Source organism: Paludibacterium denitrificans (assembly GCF_009707705.1).
Taxonomy (GTDB): Bacteria; Pseudomonadota; Gammaproteobacteria; order Burkholderiales; family Chromobacteriaceae; genus Paludibacterium_A; species Paludibacterium_A denitrificans.
Genome location: NZ_WLYX01000001.1, coordinates 2,245,320 through 2,261,314, shown reverse-complemented (window position 1 = coordinate 2,261,314; position 15,995 = coordinate 2,245,320). Strand labels below are relative to the sequence as shown.

Sequence of the window (15,995 nt, the reverse complement as noted above, 5' to 3'; positions counted from 1 at the left end):
ACTCAATGCAGTGCGTTATAAATTTTTTCGGCCAACATCTGGCTGATACCGTCCACCTGTGCCAGGTCATCCACACTGGCCGCGACAACACCGCGCAAACCGCCAAAGCGCATCAGCAGGCTTTGCCGTCGCTTGGCGCCGATGCCGGGAATATCTTCCAGCGTCGAGGCGGTACGCGCCTTGGCACGCCGCGCACGGTGGCCGGTGATGGCAAAGCGGTGCGATTCGTCGCGCACGGTCTGGATCAAATGCAATGCCGGGTGGTCCTGGCGCAATTGTAGCGTCTTTTCCAGATAAGGGAGGATCAGCGTTTCCAGACCGGGCTTACGCTCCTCCCCCTTTGGCCACGCCGACGATGGGGACGTTGACGCCCAGTTCGGCAAAAACCTCCAGCGCCATGCGCACTGGCCCTTGCCGCCATCGATCAGCACCACATCCGGCATCTTGCCTTCGCCTTCGGCCAACTTGCGGTAACGCCGCGTCAGCACCTCGCGCATGGCGGCATAGTCATCGCCCGGTTTGGCGCTTTCGATGTTGTAACGACGATATTCCGACGGTTGCATGCCGCCCTTGTCGTACACCACGCAGGAAGCCACGGTCGCCTCGCCCATGGTATGGCTGATGTCAAAACATTCCAGCCGCTCGACGCCTTCCAGCTGCAAGACTTCGTTCAACATGGCCAGACGGTGTTGCTGGGTGGATTTGCTGGAAAGCTTCTGACCAATAGCCAATTCGGCATTTTTCTCGGCCATTTCCAGCCAGACGCGGCGCTCGCCGATGGGGTGATTGACTATGGTCAGCCGAGCGTTCGGCCTGTTCTTCCAGATATTCCTTGAGTACATCAGAAATGCTGCCGTTGATGATGATCACCGGCGGCAGCGGCGAACCGAGATAATGCTGGGCCAGAAACGCTTCAAGGTTGGCCGAAACATCGCTGTCGTCACTGTTGCTGGGGAAAAAGCTCTTGTCACCCAGATGGCGACCACCGCGGATCATCACCAGATTGATGCACACCAGACCGGACGCTTGCTGAACGGCCACCACATCGGCATCGAGCTGGCTGGAATTGCTGGAAACAAACTGCTTTTCCTGCACGCGTGCCGGGCCTGAATCTGATCACGCAACTCGGCCGCCTGCTCAAACTCCATAGCTTGCGACGCGGCCATCATGCGATCGGTCAGCGCGTCGATCAGTTCGCTTTGCTTGCCCTGCAAGAACGCCACGGCACTGCTGACATCACGGCGGTAATCGTCCTGACCGATATGGCCGACACAGGGTGCCGAGCAACGCTTGATCTGGTACAGCAAGCAGGGACGGGAACGGTTGGCAAACACGGCATCTTCGCAGGTTCGCAAGCGAAAGACTTTTTGCAGGATCTGAATACTCTCGCGCACCGCGTAGCTGTTGGGAAACGGCCCGAAAAACTGGTGCGGCCGCTTCGGCTCGCCGCGATAGTAGGCCAACTGCGGATAGTCATGCCCCGAGATCATCAGGTACGGATACGACTTGTCATCGCGGAACAGGATGTTGTATTTGGGCGCCAGCGACTTGATCAGGTTGTTTTCCAGAATCAGCGCCTCGGCTTCCGAGCGCGTCACCGTGGTTTCCAACCGTGCCACCGGCGCACCATCAGTTCGATGCGTGGCGACAAGTCATTTTTCTGGAAATACGAACTCACCCGCCGCTTCAGATCAATCGCCTTGCCCACATACAACACGTTGCCAGCGGCATCGAACATGCGGTACACGCCGGGCAGATTAGGCAGCCCGGCCAACACCGGCCGGGGGTCAAATGCGGCGGGTGTAGCCACTCAATTGCACCAGGTTTGTACGTCTTGCTGGGCGCGCTTGATCATGTCGACGCGCTGCGCGTCGGTGGCCAGCCCATTGCTACCCGGCATGGCGATACGGCCATGCGTTTGCAACGAAGCAAGATTGGCGCGCGCCGTCTTGCAGTTTTGCTCGCGCACTTTCTGATTGGCCTCGCGAATCTTGGCATTGGCCGCATCGACGCTGGCGGCTTTCGGATCAGCCGGTTTGGCCCGGCGCAGGGGCCGAAGCCGCGGTAGCCGGTGCCGTGTGGCGAATATTCATACGCTGGGCATGTGTACCCGGCTGCGGACGATCCGAGTACACCGTACGGCCGGAAGCATCCTTCCATTGGTAAACCTCGGCATGGGCAACACCGGTCACGCCCCGGCCAGACACAGCAGCAAAAGGGAAGTTTTCATGGGTTTGGCATTCCGTCCAGAATAGATCAGAGCCTGATTGTACGTCGGTACGCTTCCCGGCGGCAAAAGCCGGATGTCAACAGATTTTTTGCAATCCGTCCCGGCCTATCGGTATAATGCCGCTTTGCCGCAAAGGAAACGCCAGATGCGTATCATCGAGAAAGCCTATACTTTCGACGACGTTCTCCTCGTCCCGGCCCACTCCGCTGTTCTGCCGCGCGACGTAGTCCTCTCCACCCAGTTTACCCGCAACATCCGACTGAATCTGCCACTGGTGTCCGCTGCCATGGATACCGTGACCGAAGCCAACCTCGCCATCGCCATGGCACAGGAAGGCGGGATCGGCATTGTTCACAAGAACATGAGCCCCGATCTGCAGGCCAAGGAAGTGTCCAAGGTAAAACGCCATGAAAGTGGCGTGGTGAAAGACCCGATTACCATCGCACCGGACATGCTGGTACGCGATCTGGTTCTACTGACCCGCCAGCACAAAATCTCCGGCCTGCCGGTTATTGATAATGGCAAGGTAGTGGGTATCGTCACCAACCGTGACCTCCGCTTCGAGACCCGTCTTGATCAACCTGTTGCCTCCATCATGACGCCGCGTGATCGCCTGATCACCGTCAAGGAAGGCGCCAGCATCGACGAAGCCCGTGAACTGATGCACCACCACAAGCTGGAACGGGTATTGGTTGTCAACGATGACTGGGTGCTGAAGGGCCTGATCACCGTAAAGGATATCGTCAAGACCAGCGAACACCCGTTTGCCTGCAAGGATGGCCAAGGCCGTCTGCGCGTGGGTGCAGCGGTTGGCGTGGGTGCTTAAGGCACGGAAGAGCGCGTGGAAAAGCTGGTTCTGGCTAAGCGTCGATGCCATCGTGGTGGACACCGCTCACGGCCACAGCCAAGGCGTGCTGGACCGCGTACGCTGGGTAAAACAGAACTTCCCGGATGTTGACGTCATTGGCGGCAACATCGCTACCGCTGACGCTGCTCGTGCCCTTTTGGACATGGGTGCCGACGCCGTAAAAGTGGGCATCGGCCCCGGCTCGATCTGTACCACCCGTATCGTAGCCGGTGTGGGCGTGCCGCAACTGACGGCCATCCACAATGTCTCCGAAGCCCTCAAGGGCACCGGCGTACCGATGATTGCCGACGGCGGTATCCGCTTCTCCGGTGATATTGCCAAAGCCTTGGCTGCCGGTGGCAACACCGTGATGCTGGGCGGCATGTTTGCCGGTACCGAAGAAGCTCCGGGTGAAGTCGAACTGTACCAAGGCCGCTCGTACAAATCGTACCGCGGCATGGGTTCGCTCGGCGCCATGACCCAAGGCTCGTCCGACCGTTACTTCCAGGACAACGAATCCAACGTCGACAAGTTCGTTCCGGAAGGCATCGAAGGCCGCGTACCGTACAAGGGCCCGATCGCTCAGGTTATCCATCAATTGATGGGCGGCCTGCGTTCCTCGATGGGCTATCTGGGTTGCCGTTCGATCGAAGAAGTACACGAAAAAGGCTTTGTGGAAATCACCTCGGCAGGTATTCGTGAATCGCACGTGCACGATGTGCAGATCACCAAGGAAGCACCAAACTACCACGTGGAACGCTAAGCGTTGCTGTAGTGTTGATATCGCAAGAGCATTGCTACTTTTTATTTGTGCGCCCATACCGGGAAAAACCGGCACGTTATGTCATTTAGTTGAAAGAAAATAGTCATTTTATTAGCTGTCAGATAAAATGCTTAAGCAATCCGCAACGTAGGAACTCGTATGTCCGCTACATGGGGAAAAAGACTCTCGCATCGTCTGAGCAGCCTGCTGGCAGTACTGATGCTTGGTTGTGCAACGTACAGCATGGCAGCCGGGCCGACATATAGCTTTGCCGTACTGCCACAGCGCAGCCCGATGCTGACTGCCCGTTACTGGAATCCGCTACTGGAGTATGTCTCACGCAAAAGCGGGGTCACGCTGCAACTGGTGACGGAGCGCACGCCCGAACGCATGGATGGGCAGATCGCCAAAAGCCAGTACGACTTCATCTATACCAATCACCACTTCCAGTAAGCCCTGCTGCATAGTGGTTACCACGTCATTCTGCGGCCGGACGGCGAAGTCATCCGCTCGGTGATCGTAACGTTGGCCGAATCCCCAGTGCATAGTCTTGAGGACCTCAACGGCAAACCGATGGGCTTTCCCGCACCCTCTTCTTTTGTCGGCTATTGGGTTCCGCTGGATTACTTGCGTCACCAGCACCTGACCATCACGCCGGTATTTGGCGGCAATCAGGAAGGCATCATGGGCCAGCTGAAAACAGGGCGGGTACAGGCCATCGCCGCCAACGATGGCGTGATGCGCGAGTTTGCCAAGCGGGAAGCCATCAAGTACCGTGTGTTGTGGAGTTCGGCCGCGTTTCTGGATATCCCCATTTCCGCCCATGGCCGCCTGCCTGCGGACATCATCCGCAAAGTCAGCGCGGCCTTTGTCAGCATGCAGCATGATCCGGCAGGCAAAAAACTGCTGGCCGACTCTGCCCGTCTGGTAGGCGATACCAGCACCAATGGTTTTGTCACGGCGGATGATGCCGCTTATCAAAACCAGGTAGCCATTTACCGGCATACCATGTCTCATAGCGGAAACTGAGATGATCTCGCTATTGCAGTGGAATCTGTGGCATCGCCAAACCTTGGGACGCTGTTCAGCGCACTCAGTGTGCTGATTGTTAGCGTCTGGACGATCTCCATCGTCAACGGCACACGGCTGGATGCTCTGGATGCCCAACGCGTACTAGCCCGTCATCTGGATGAAGAAACCCGGATTCTGCCGACCGAAGTTGCTGATGATCTGGTACTGGGCGATTTCGGCGCACTGGAACAGACCCTCAATCAGAAACTCACCCGTACCGAACTGGCCGCCGTACGCTATCGGGATGCGGCCGGTACGCGGCTGGATCTGCAAGAAGCGGACGAAGGCAACCATGGAGTTCCCTACTGGTTTATCCGCCTCACCGGCCTGCAGCCGATTTCCGGGCAGGCCAATGCCATCATCGGTGGTCGGCATTACGGCACGTTCACCATCACCCTGACTCCCATCGAGGAAGTCACCCGCCTGTGGCAGCGGCTGCTGGAACGGATACGCACACTGGGGATGACCCTGACCGTGCTGATGCTTGGCATCTGGCTGGTCTTGCGTTCCAGCCTTAAGCCTTTGGCGCAATTTGACGTCGCCTTGCAGCAACTGGCCAAGGGCAATCTGGACACACGCTTGAAACCCGCAGGCAGTCCGGAGCTGCGGCGCGCCATGAAAACCTTCAATTTCATGACGCAATCGTTAGCCAGCGCGCGCCAGGCCTTGTTGGCCGAATCCGAACGGACCCGCGTGACACTGGCTTCGATCGGTGATGGCGTCATTGCCATTGATGCACAGGGCCGCGTGGAATACATGAACCCGATGGCCGAATCACTCACCGGCTGGCAGTTGAATGAGGTCATCGGCCTGCAAGGTGAGGAAGTCTTCCACCTGATCGATGAAAACACTCGCGCCGCCATTGACTGGCCATTGCTGCAGGTACTGCAAGAAAAACGACCGCTGCGCCTTGCCTCCAATACGCTGCTGATCACCCGCTTCGGCAAAAGTTTTCCGGTGGAAGACAGCGCCGCACCGATCTTTGATCGCGATGGCCACAGTGTCATCGGCGCCGTACTGGTCTTTCACGACCAGAGCGACACCCGCGCGCAACTGAACCGGCTGCGCGAGCGTGAAGCGCAGTTAAGCGCCGTGATCAACACCAGCCCGATCGGCATTCTGGTCATTTCACCACTCGGTGACATCCAGCGCGCCAACCGTGCCGCCTGTCAGGCTCTGGGCTGGGAAGAAAGTGAACTGCCCAGCATTTTTGCCCTGACGCATCCGGACGACCTGCCCGCCTCACTGCAACACTACAGCGCGCTTGGCAACAACCAAGCCAGCACCGTCACGCTGGAAAAACGCTACCAGCGCCGCAATCGCGACTACTTCTGGTCGGAAACGGTACTGACGCCACTGACCGATGACAACGGCAAACAGTACGCCATGCTGGTGATGCTCGAAGACATCACTCATCGGCGCGAAGCCAACGAGCAGCTCAAGCTGGCGGCCAGCGTGTTTCACCATGCCCGGAAGGCATCATGCTGACTGATGCCAAGGCCAGCATCATCAACGTCAACCCGGCGTTCTGCCTGCTCACCGGTTACAGCCGGGAGGAAGCCATAGGCAAAAACCCGAACTTTCTGAAATCGGGCTACCAGCCCGAAACCTTCTACCGCGACATGTGGCAAAGCGTGCTTGAACAAGGCCATTGGCGCGGCGAGATCTGGAACCAGCGCAAGTCTGGCGATATTTATCCGGAATTGTTGAGTATTGCCGCCGTGCACAATCCGGCTGGCGCCATTACCAATTACATCGGGATTTTCTCCGATATCAGTTTACTCAAGGAACAGCAGAATAATCTGGAACGCCAGGGCTCACTATGACATGCTGACGCAGCTGCCCAATCGCATCCTGCTGACCGAGCGGCTGGAAGCGGCCATGCATCAATCGCAGCAGGATGCCAGCCAGCTGGCGATCTGCTATCTCGATCTGGATGGCTTCAAGGCGGTCAATGACAGCCAAGGACACGCTACCGGCGACAAACTGTTGATAGAAGTGGCGCAACGACTGAAAGACGCCTTGCGCGGCGGAGACACCGTATCACGTCTTGGCGGTGACGAGTTTGTGCTGCTGCTCAGCCACATTGGTGAGCGCAATGCCCTCGACGACACCATGCGCCAGACTGCTTCAGGTCATTGCCATGCCGTACAAGATTGCCGAGCAGCCCTTTACCATCTCGGCGAGTATCGGCGTCACGCTGTATCCCAATGACGATGCCAACCCGGATGCGCTGCTGCGCCACGCCGATCAGGCCATGTACATCGCCAAGCAGTACGGGCGCAACCGTTATCACCTGTTCGATCCGGAACACAGCCGCCGCCTGCAATCGCGCAATGCAGCGCAGGAACGTGTGGTCCGGGCGCTGCATCAGAACGAACTGGTACTGTATTACCAGCCCAAAGTTGACATGCGGCACGGCACCATCATCGGTGCAGAGGCCCTGATTCGCTGGCAACATCCACAACGCGGCTTGCTGTCGCCCTATGAATTCCCGTAAGCGATTGAAGACACCGAATGGATGGATGAATTGGGCGAATGGGTGATCACCCATGCCCTGACGCAAATGCAGCAGTGGCACGATATCGGGCTGGTCTTGCCGGTCAGCATCAATCTGTCCGGACATCACCTGCTGCGCGAAGACTTCATTCCGCGCCTCAAACAGCATCTGGCCGACTACCCTGCCCGGCCAAAGGGCAGTTGGAACTGGAAGTGCTGGAATCAGCCGCCTTGAGCGACATCGGCCGGGTGTCCGAAGTGATCCGTGCCTGCCAGAAACTGGGCGTACGCTTTGCACTGGACGACTTTGGTACCGGCTACGCCTCGCTCGCCTACCTGCGCCGACTGCCTGCCGACGTGCTGAAAATCGACCAAACCTTTGTGCACGACATGCTGAGCGATAGTGATGATCGCTCCATCGTCGAAGGGGTGGTCAGTCTGGCCCGCACCTTCCGCCGCCAGGTGATTGCCGAAGGCATGGAAACGCCGGAACATGGCGCCCTGCTGATTGCAATGGGCTGTGACCTGGCGCAAGGCTACTGCGTGGCACGCCCGATGTCTGCCGCCGCGCTGCCGGGCTGGATCGAACAATATAGTGTCCCGCCACTGTGGAACGCCGCTGCCCGCGGCCAGTTCCCGAGCGAAGACCTGTCGCTGTTTTCCGCCGCCATCCATCACTGGGGCTGGTGTGAACAGGTAGAACAGGCCTGTCTGAAAACGGATGCAGGCGATACGGACAGCACGCTGGAGCGAGACTCCACGCAATGTGTGTTTGGCAAATGGTTCCATGGTCAGGGCTATCAACAGTATGGCCAATTTGATTAGCTATCACGCAGTGATGCAGGCCCATAAAAACGTCCACGAGTTGGCCGAAAAAATGCTCGGCAGCCACCGAGAACATGGCGCCAGCGACGCCGAGCCACGGCTACCGGCCTTGCATGACGCGCGCGATCGGTTACTGGCCGCGCTCAAGTCACTGGCCAACGAGGTAAAAGTGGCACGAGATAATCGTCATTAATGCCGGTTCCTCCAGCCATGCCGATTCGACATAACAGCCGTAGCGAAACCTGCCTGATCAACCAGCGGCGCTATCATGTGCGCCACTGGGGTCCGGCGGACGCTCCATTGCTGGTCTTGCTGCATGGCTGGATGGATTGCTCCGCCACCTTCCAGTTTACTGTCGACGCCCTGCAGCACGAGTGGCACGTACTGGCACCGGACTGGCGCGGTTTTGGCCACAGCCAATGGAACGACGGCAGTTATTACTTTCCCGACTATCTCGCCGATCTGGATGCCTTGCTGGCCCGCTATTCGGATAACCAGCCTGTTCGCCCTGGTCGGCCACAGCATGGGCGCGATGATTGCCGGGATCTACGCTGGCGTACGCCCGGAACGCATTGCGCAGCTGGCTTTGGTTGAAGGTTTTGGCTTGAGCCAGACCCAGCCAGAGGAAGCCCCCGGCCGTTATGCCCGCTGGCTCAAGGAAACGGCCTGCACACCAGCGTTCAATCCAATCCGGGATCTGGCGCAGGTTGCCGCCAAATTGATGGAACGCAGCCCTCACCTGTCGCTACCACGCGCCCAGTGGCTGGCACAGCAACTGACTCGCCCCGATGGCGTGCAACAACTCACCTACCGGCCGATCCGCGTCACAAGATGGTTAACCCTGTTCTCTACCGGCTGGAAGAAGCCAAAGCCTGCTGGCGACGCATTCAGGCACCGGTGCTATGGGTGATTGGCGGTGACATGCTGGAACACCCGATGGCCAAAGGAGTGTTCGACACGCTGGACGAACGCCGCGCCTGTTTCCCACAACGCAAGGAAGTGGTGATTGCACAAGCAGGCCACATGGTGCAGTGGGATCAACCGCAAAGGTTGGCCGAAACGCTTGAAACATTTTTCCGGCCACCACCACGACCAAATAACTTGCACCATTTTGCTGTCCATCAAAAGAACAGCCAAGCAAAGCGGCAGGAGCCTTGCTAAAATGGCGACATTCCGCACAGAGCGCGCACGCAATGACAACATTGATCCACCCCGATGAACGTGACCAACTCCTGAAAAATCTGGTCATCCCACCGCGTCCTGGCGTGTTGGACAAACTGATGGCGCTCCGCAACGACCCGGACATCAACCTGCACAAGCTGGGTGAGATCATTGCCGAAGACGTCGCGCTGTCTGCCGCCATGCTCAAGGCAGCCAATACTCCCATCATCGGTCGGGGACGAAAAATCGTTTCCGTGCAGCAGGCACTCAGCCTGTTAGGAATCAAGAACGTCATCAGCCTGGTAAGCGGGCTGGTCCTGCGCACGCGGCTATCCCAAGACTCGCCTCCGGCGATCGAGCGCTTCTGGGAACGCGCCATGCTGCAAGCCATGATCAGTGCCGCACTGTGCGAGCGGATTCGCGTGATACCGGAAGACTGCCAGAGCTTTGCCCTGTTTCATGGCTGTGGCATTGCGGTAATGCTGATGCGCTACCCCGGTTACGAACGCACGCTGCAGTTGATTGCAATGGCCTCCGACGACCGTATCGGCAAGGTCGAACAGGAATTGCATGGCACCCGTCACGATGTTGTCGGCTATCTGGTGGCGCGCGCACGGAACATGCCGGAAACCTTTGCCAAGGCAATTCTGGTACAGCATGACCCCGACGTCTTCGACACCAGCGAACAGGGACCGCTGGACCATGATGGCCGCATGATGGTGGCCGTCGCCCGTGCCTCGTTCAATGTCTGGCGCACCATGACGGCAGGACGCGAAGACGCGGGCTGGGAACAACGCAAAGCGGCAGTGCTGGATTATCTGGGGTTGGCCGAAACCGAATTTGAAGACTGGCGCGATGAAATGCACCAACGGCTGGTAGGCGACTAAGCCCTCGTCTCCGGCGGCACAAACCATAAAAAAGCGCGAAGATCATTCGCGCTTTTTTACATCTCAACCAACCACTCTGTTTGGCTGGCAGACGAGTTATCCGGCATCAGCGGCATGACGTTCTGTAGCGGGCGGGAACGACAGCCAGTAGTAGAAAAACTCACGCGCCAGATCAAGAAAAGCCGTGTGATTACCCCGTTCGGCCAGATGCAGCAGCATCGCATCCACCGCTACCCGGTAGCTTTCCGGTTTGTATGGCTGGCCGTGTAGTAAAAACAGCATGGCCTTGAGCAATATCTCGCGCTCGGCAATCACGCTCTCGTCAACACCGTTCTCAAACAGCTCGCCCAGATAAATCCCCAGAGACGGCGGAAAATCAGCGAAGCCCTGCTGCTGCAAGCGCTGGCACAGATCATCCAGCGAACCGGTAACTTCAATATGAACATTGCGAGTGCTAAACCCGGCGCGCGAGGTCATGGCCGCCAGTTTTTTCACATCTCCCAGCCAGAAATAGTAATACTCGCGAGCCGAGGTCAGTGTGATGACACGCTCGTCCGGCTCGCAATCCGCCAGCAACATTTCCACCGCCTCGCGAAACACCTCCAACTGCTGGGGCTTGCCTTCGAGCACGCGCACCAGCGGAGTCAACAAGCGGCGACGCTCAGCCACCACCTGAGCCGAGGCTCCTTGCCGCTCGATCAGGCGCAAATAAGCCACCAGCGAAGCGGGTTCGTCTGATGGAAGCTCAGAGATCATCATCATCCTCACTGATCGTACCGCCCCCGCACCACAGATCTCGCCCAGCCATCTCCAGCCAGACAACAGAAACCGTGGGGTAAGCAGGGACTATGCCGTGGACGGCACTAGTGCGCCGCAACCCTAACTGGAAGCCGTGCTGCGCGCCCATACCCATCCCTTCATGCCAAGCCCATGGTCAGACGCACATCCGCGCCCACCATACGCACATCACGAATCGTAACCGCTTGCTTGTCGGCCAAATCCTCCAGCGCCGGCCAGGCAAACAGGCCTTGTGCAGCGTTGCCAACCAGAGCGGGCGCCAGATACAGGATAATTTCATCGACCAGCCCGGCCTGCACCAAAGCACCGTTCAAGCCAGCCCCCGCTTCGACCATCAGTTCATTGACACCGCGTTCCGCCAGACTGTGCAACAGCAACTCCAGATCGGCATGGCCGCCCAACGCAGGCAAAATCAGGATCTGCGCACCACGCTGCCGGTACACTTCATGGCGGGCCGGGTCAGCGACACTGGTCGCCAGCAAGGTGTTGCCACCATCAAAAATGCGCCGCTCGGGCGGCGTTACCAGACGGCTATCCAGCACCACACGCAAGGGCTGCAACGAGGTATCGCCGGTGCGCACCGTCAACTGCGGGTTGTCGACCAGCACCGTGCCACTTCCAGTCAGGATGGCACAACTACGTGCGCGCAGTTTCTGCACATCCCGGCGCGCGGCCGGGCCGGTAATCCACTGGCTTTTACCGTTGAGCAACGCCGTTTTACCATCCAGCGTGGCCGCAGCCTTGAGCGTCACCCACGGCCGCTGGCGTTCCACCCGCGACAGAAACCCACGGTGCACCCGGCGGGCTTCTGCTTCCAACAACCCGACATCGGCGACAATGCCGCTCGCAGCAAGGCCAATCCCTGACCGGCCACTTCATGGTAAGGATCGACCATCGCAGCTACCACGCGGGCCACCCCCTCTTCCACCAGGCGGGTGGCACAGGGCGGCGTGCGGCCATGATGACTACAGGGTTCCAAGGTCACGTAGGCCGTTGCACCACGCGGCGATTCACCTTGCGCGAGACAATGCTTGATTGCCCGGATTTCCGCATGATCATTGCCCACCTTGAGCGTGGCGCCCTCGCCGATAATGCGCCCATCTCGCACCAGTACACAGCCCACGCCGGGATTGGGGGAGGCACGTCGGGTAGCCGCTTCGGCCAACCTTAGCGCATGCTGCATAAAATGGTGATCTTGCGGCGAAAAATCGGTCATGAACAAACGGCCTAACAGAGAAAATCAGCCACGCAACCGCCCCGGCAGGCAAGGCGGAAATCATGGCAGCAATGAAACAACACGGAGCGCGGTGCCTCCGTCATGAATGGTGGGTTTTCTCGATTTCCTTGATGGCATCGGAAAACTCGGAAATATCCTGAAAGCTCCGGTACACCGAGGCAAAACGCACATAAGCCACCTTGTCCAGCTTGGCCAGTTCGTTCATCACCATTTCACCGATCTGGCGGCTGGACACCTCACGCTCACCCAGTTGCAACAGGCGATGGCAGATGCGGTCGATGGCATCGTCTACCAATGCCGTCGGCACCGGGCGCTTGTGCAGTGCGCGCAGAAAACTGGTACGGACCTTGGCCACATCAAATTCGGCACGATGCCCCCCGACTTCACCACCTGCGGCATACGCACATCGGCGGTTTCAAAAGTCGTAAAGCGCTTTTCGCACGCCGGGCAGCGGCGCCGACGACGAATACTGGCACCATCTTCGTTGACACGAGAGTCAATGACCGGGTATCGGCATGTCCACAGAACGGGCATTTCATGATGCGGCTATCCAGAATGTCTCAACTAGCGCATGGTAGCAGTAATATCGCACCAAGTTAATGCCATTTTCTGGCCGGACGGCCTTGATGAACACAATCGGGGCCTCAATGGCGGCGGCTACAAACAAGTAACCAGCGCCGACAGCAGGCCGGTAATCGCCATGAAAAAAGCGGCCCCAAAGGGCCGCCTTGCATGACAACGTGAGCGTAGTGCTTAGTTTGCGGCGTAAACCGGCAAACGCTGGCACAGCGCCTTGACTTCGTTGGCCACGCGAGTGATGACTGCTTCGTCAGCCGGAGCATCCAGCACGTCAGCAATCAGGTTGGCCAGCTGGCGCGCTTCGTCTTCCTTGAAGCCGCGCGTGGTCATGGCCGGGGTACCAATACGCACACCGGAGGTCACGAACGGTTTTTCCGGGTCATTCGGAATGGCGTTCTTGTTGACGGTGATGTGAGCACGGCCCAGAGCAGCTTCCGCCTCTTTACCGGTAATCTGCTTGGCACGCAGGTCTACCAGGAACACGTGCGATTCGGTCTTGCCCGATACGATACGCAGACCGCGTGCCGTCAGCGTGTCGGCCATCACTTTGGCGTTCTTCTTGACTTGTTGCGCGTAAGCCTTGAATTCCGGCGAACCGGCTTCCTTGAAGGCAACGGCCTTGGCAGCAATCACGTGCATCAGCGGACCACCTTGCAGGCACGGGAAGATGGCCGAATTCAGCGCCTTTTCGTGCTCGGCACGGGCCAGAATCACGCCACCACGCGGGCCACGCAGGGTTTTGTGGGTAGTGGTGGTCACGAAGTCAGCGTACGGTACCGGGTTCGGGTATTCGCCAGCGGCCACCAGACCTGCATAGTGAGCCATATCGACAAACAGGTAAGCGCCCACTTCGTCGGCAATCTTGCGGAACCGCGCCCAGTCGATTTCCAGCGCATAGGCCGAGGCACCGGCAACAATCATTTTCGGCTTGTGTTCACGTGCCAGACGCTCAACCGCTTCGTAGTCCAGCTCTTCCTTGTCGTTGAGGCCATAAGCCACCACGTTGTACAGCTTGCCAGAAATGTTGACGGAAGCACCGTGGGTCAGGTGACCACCGTGAGCAAGGCTCATACCCATGATGGTATCGCCCGGCTTGAGCACGGAAACATACACGGCCTGGTTGGCCTGCGAACCGGAATGCGGCTGAACGTTGGCGTATTCCGCGCCAAACAGCGCTTTCAGGCGATCAATAGCCAGCTGCTCGACCACATCGACGTGCTCACAGCCACCGTAGTAACGCTTGCCCGGGTAGCCTTCGGCATACTTGTTGGTCAATACCGAACCCTGAGCTTCCATTACCGCAGGGCTAACATAGTTTTCCGAAGCGATCAGTTCAACGTGGTCTTCCTGACGACGGTACTCGGCATCCATGGCAGCGGCGAGTTCCGGATCGAACTTGGCAATCGTCTGGTCAGCAGCAAACATCTTTGACTCTTCCATCAAAGTTTAACAATGGGGGCAATTCTACACGAATTACCGAACAAAAAATGCAACATCAAGCAGCATGAATAGACTTCATGCTGGCTGGATTTACTGCAGTGTGGCGCGGTCGCCCGACAAATCATTGGCGGTAAAAAACAGCGGGATATCATCGCGCAGCTCCGGATAAACTTCCGGCAGCACATGCACGTCACGCACCTGACATTCGGCCATCAGTTCACGGAAGTTGGCTTCGATCAGTGCCACATTATCCAGCGCCGCCAACGGCCAGACAAAGGCTTCCCAGTTACGCTCGTCGCCTTCAGCAGACAAGGTGACATGCAGTTCGCCGTTGTCATGCGCCGACATGATCGCCACCGGGTCCTTGCCCAGCTCGCGCAGGCGGCGAATCTGGGCGCTGGCAAATACCTGCAACGCCACTTCAAAGCGGGCAAAGTTGCCAGCTACCATGGCCTGCATCACCGGCATCGGCGGGCGCGCGATCGGGAACAGGGTAACGCCATCGGTATGCAATTGCTCACCCAGGGAATTTCATCAGCGGCATACCCCGGGCACCGACCGATCCACCCAGCTTCACCGGGGCATCCGCACCTTCTTCCTGCATGGCCACACCCAAGAGGTAACGCAGGAACACGCCTTCTTCTTTAACCGTGACGGCGGAAGCTTCCAGCGGCACCGGCAGACCTGCCTGCACATCAGCCAGTTCGCGGGTCCAGCGGAACAGCTTGCCCGAATCCATCGCCACAATACTGTCCGGGTGCAGCAAACGTCCGGATACGTGCACCTGCGCGTTAGCGGCAACCACACCGTGTTCGCGCAACAATGCATTCAAACCTTGTTCATCGGCAATGGCGTCGGGCAGCGTTGCCTGATTCTTGCTCTTAAGCTACCAGCACCAACGGGATGGCAAACACGACGGCGTGCCGACCAGCCGGATTTTCCACGGCATCACGCAGCCCGGCCCAGACCTGTTTATAGACTTCTTGCGACGGCACCATGGCCAGCGCGACAGAAATTGACAACAACTCGTCACGGCCCAACATCTCCACCATGGAATCACGCATGGCGCTGTACCACAGCTCGCGATCGGCATCGGTCGTGGCGGCAAGGGCGGATTGCGCATTGTGAATCAGCATGTTGGTCAGCGCGACTTCAGGGTAGTACTGGCGCGGATCAGGTAGGGTTTGATGCATCTGGGCCATGTTGTCATCCTGCAGAAAACTAAAAGCGCTATTGTCGCACAGCTTATGCCGGACCGGCGTATTTGCCGATACGAATCATTTTCACAAGTGAACAACAAAATGTTCTAAATGTGCGACAGAAAGTTACATTTTTGCTAGCCAGCCGCCATACAGCCGTTGACACCCTGTTCAGCAATCCGGATAATTGGTTCCTGTTGAGATGCAGCAATTGCTTCTTGATAGTTTCTCCTCTATTTCTCCTTTGTAGACTTGGCGCGGACCTCTGGTTCCGCGCATTTTTTTTGCCTGTTTGCCTCCGACACAACGCAACACTTTCCATCGTGCAACAATGATTTAGCCATGCGGGGTTCTTGCCACCGAGGCGCAACAGCAATCTATGACCAAGCGGCCCCGCTGGTTTGTACGATGACGCTCACACCAACCAAGCGCTCGATAATGGGATTGACTAAAACGACG

The 15,995-nt window shown here is 58.1% G+C and carries 19 protein-coding genes and 6 pseudogenes; 12 read left to right on the top strand and 13 right to left on the bottom strand.

The window, feature by feature from the left end; genetic code table 11:
• Positions 1 to 2 precede the first annotated feature (2 nt).
• From GKE73_RS14740 to GKE73_RS24925, 6 genes and pseudogenes are all read right to left on the bottom strand, one after another.
• A complete protein-coding gene (locus GKE73_RS14740) occupies positions 3 to 677 on the bottom strand; it encodes a helix-hairpin-helix domain-containing protein (RefSeq protein WP_230370563.1) in 675 nt (224 codons plus the stop codon).
• A complete protein-coding gene (locus GKE73_RS14735) occupies positions 625 to 1,041 on the bottom strand; it encodes a hypothetical protein (RefSeq protein ID WP_230370562.1) in 417 nt (138 codons plus the stop codon). Before GKE73_RS14735 ends, GKE73_RS14740 begins: the two co-directional genes overlap by 53 nt.
• Positions 996 to 1,598: a UvrB/UvrC motif-containing protein gene (locus tag GKE73_RS14730; RefSeq protein ID WP_512698927.1), complete on the bottom strand. Its 603-nt coding sequence runs from the start codon at positions 1,596 to 1,598 to the stop codon at positions 996 to 998. The genes GKE73_RS14735 and GKE73_RS14730 overlap by 46 nt, the downstream gene beginning before the upstream one ends.
• A pseudogene (locus GKE73_RS14725) lies at positions 1,584 to 1,738 on the bottom strand (GIY-YIG nuclease family protein); the annotation flags it as partial. The pseudogene GKE73_RS14725 and the gene GKE73_RS14730, both read right to left, overlap by 15 nt.
• A gap of 72 nt (positions 1,739 to 1,810) precedes the next feature.
• Positions 1,811 to 1,969: a hypothetical protein gene (locus GKE73_RS14720; RefSeq protein ID WP_230370559.1), complete on the bottom strand. Its 159-nt coding sequence runs from the start codon at positions 1,967 to 1,969 to the stop codon at positions 1,811 to 1,813.
• A gap of 58 nt (positions 1,970 to 2,027) precedes the next feature.
• Complete coding sequence (locus GKE73_RS24925) at positions 2,028 to 2,207, bottom strand: DUF4124 domain-containing protein (RefSeq protein ID WP_230370558.1); 180 nt, start codon at positions 2,205 to 2,207, stop codon at positions 2,028 to 2,030.
• 168 nt (positions 2,208 to 2,375) lie between these two features.
• Between GKE73_RS24925 and guaB the strand changes: the two are divergent.
• The 12 genes and pseudogenes from guaB (at position 2,376) to GKE73_RS14655 (ending at position 10,283) form a co-directional block, all read left to right on the top strand.
• Positions 2,376 to 3,840 (top strand): annotated as a pseudogene (gene guaB / locus GKE73_RS14710) (IMP dehydrogenase).
• Between the two features lie 159 nt (positions 3,841 to 3,999).
• Positions 4,000 to 4,869, top strand: a pseudogene (locus GKE73_RS14700) (phosphate/phosphite/phosphonate ABC transporter substrate-binding protein).
• 27 nt (positions 4,870 to 4,896) lie between these two features.
• Positions 4,897 to 6,399 carry a PAS domain S-box protein gene (locus GKE73_RS14695; RefSeq protein WP_230370555.1) on the top strand — a complete coding sequence of 501 codons (1,503 nt, stop codon included), beginning with the start codon at positions 4,897 to 4,899 and terminating at the stop codon, positions 6,397 to 6,399.
• Positions 6,393 to 6,737, top strand: a complete 345-nt coding sequence (locus tag GKE73_RS14690; RefSeq protein WP_230370554.1) for a PAS domain-containing protein — start codon at positions 6,393 to 6,395, stop codon at positions 6,735 to 6,737. The genes GKE73_RS14695 and GKE73_RS14690 overlap by 7 nt, the downstream gene beginning before the upstream one ends.
• 1 nt (position 6,738) lies before the next feature.
• Positions 6,739 to 7,125, top strand: a complete 387-nt coding sequence (locus tag GKE73_RS14685) for a diguanylate cyclase domain-containing protein (protein WP_230370553.1) — start codon at positions 6,739 to 6,741, stop codon at positions 7,123 to 7,125.
• Positions 7,010 to 7,645, top strand: a pseudogene (locus GKE73_RS23800) (EAL domain-containing protein). The gene GKE73_RS14685 and the pseudogene GKE73_RS23800 overlap by 116 nt, the downstream one beginning before the upstream one ends.
• The gene (locus tag GKE73_RS23795) at positions 7,624 to 8,235 is read left to right on the top strand and encodes a CZB domain-containing protein (RefSeq protein ID WP_312854470.1); all 612 of its coding nucleotides are present in this window, start codon (positions 7,624 to 7,626) and stop codon (positions 8,233 to 8,235) included. The pseudogene GKE73_RS23800 and the gene GKE73_RS23795 overlap by 22 nt, the downstream one beginning before the upstream one ends.
• Before the next feature lie 13 nt (positions 8,236 to 8,248).
• Positions 8,249 to 8,428, top strand: coding sequence for a hypothetical protein (locus GKE73_RS14675; RefSeq protein ID WP_230370552.1), 180 nt, complete (start codon positions 8,249 to 8,251; stop codon positions 8,426 to 8,428).
• Complete coding sequence (locus tag GKE73_RS14670; protein ID WP_512698926.1) at positions 8,428 to 8,829, top strand: alpha/beta fold hydrolase; 402 nt, start codon at positions 8,428 to 8,430, stop codon at positions 8,827 to 8,829. Before GKE73_RS14675 ends, GKE73_RS14670 begins: the two co-directional genes overlap by 1 nt.
• The gene (locus tag GKE73_RS14665; protein ID WP_376767361.1) at positions 8,759 to 9,145 is read left to right on the top strand and encodes a hypothetical protein; all 387 of its coding nucleotides are present in this window, start codon (positions 8,759 to 8,761) and stop codon (positions 9,143 to 9,145) included. The genes GKE73_RS14670 and GKE73_RS14665 overlap by 71 nt, the downstream gene beginning before the upstream one ends.
• Positions 9,142 to 9,396, top strand: coding sequence for an alpha/beta fold hydrolase (locus GKE73_RS14660; RefSeq protein ID WP_230370549.1), 255 nt, complete (start codon positions 9,142 to 9,144; stop codon positions 9,394 to 9,396). Before GKE73_RS14665 ends, GKE73_RS14660 begins: the two co-directional genes overlap by 4 nt.
• Positions 9,397 to 9,428: 32 nt before the next feature.
• Entirely contained in the window at positions 9,429 to 10,283 is an 855-nt protein-coding gene (locus GKE73_RS14655; RefSeq protein ID WP_230370548.1) for an HDOD domain-containing protein, read from the top strand.
• Between the two features lie 96 nt (positions 10,284 to 10,379).
• Here GKE73_RS14655 and GKE73_RS14650 read toward each other — a convergent pair whose 3' ends face one another.
• The 7 genes and pseudogenes from GKE73_RS14650 to GKE73_RS14615 all read right to left on the bottom strand — a co-directional run bounded on the left by GKE73_RS14650 (position 10,380) and on the right by GKE73_RS14615 (position 15,539).
• Positions 10,380 to 11,000 carry a hypothetical protein gene (locus tag GKE73_RS14650; RefSeq protein ID WP_230370547.1) on the bottom strand — a complete coding sequence of 207 codons (621 nt, stop codon included), beginning with the start codon at positions 10,998 to 11,000 and terminating at the stop codon, positions 10,380 to 10,382.
• A 200-nt stretch (positions 11,001 to 11,200) separates the two neighbouring features.
• Positions 11,201 to 12,297, bottom strand: a pseudogene (ribD, locus tag GKE73_RS25960) (bifunctional diaminohydroxyphosphoribosylaminopyrimidine deaminase/5-amino-6-(5-phosphoribosylamino)uracil reductase RibD).
• Positions 12,298 to 12,397: 100 nt separating this feature from the next.
• Positions 12,398 to 12,857: pseudogene (gene nrdR / locus GKE73_RS14635) on the bottom strand (transcriptional regulator NrdR).
• A gap of 214 nt (positions 12,858 to 13,071) precedes the next feature.
• Positions 13,072 to 14,322: a serine hydroxymethyltransferase gene (glyA, locus tag GKE73_RS14630; protein WP_230370544.1), complete on the bottom strand. Its 1,251-nt coding sequence runs from the start codon at positions 14,320 to 14,322 to the stop codon at positions 13,072 to 13,074.
• Between the two features lie 105 nt (positions 14,323 to 14,427).
• Positions 14,428 to 14,850, bottom strand: coding sequence for a hypothetical protein (locus GKE73_RS14625; protein ID WP_230370543.1), 423 nt, complete (start codon positions 14,848 to 14,850; stop codon positions 14,428 to 14,430).
• A gap of 4 nt (positions 14,851 to 14,854) precedes the next feature.
• Positions 14,855 to 15,169: a hypothetical protein gene (locus GKE73_RS14620; protein ID WP_230370542.1), complete on the bottom strand. Its 315-nt coding sequence runs from the start codon at positions 15,167 to 15,169 to the stop codon at positions 14,855 to 14,857.
• 49 nt (positions 15,170 to 15,218) lie between these two features.
• Positions 15,219 to 15,539 carry a hypothetical protein gene (locus GKE73_RS14615; RefSeq protein ID WP_230370541.1) on the bottom strand — a complete coding sequence of 107 codons (321 nt, stop codon included), beginning with the start codon at positions 15,537 to 15,539 and terminating at the stop codon, positions 15,219 to 15,221.
• Between the last annotated feature and the right edge of the window lie 456 nt (positions 15,540 to 15,995).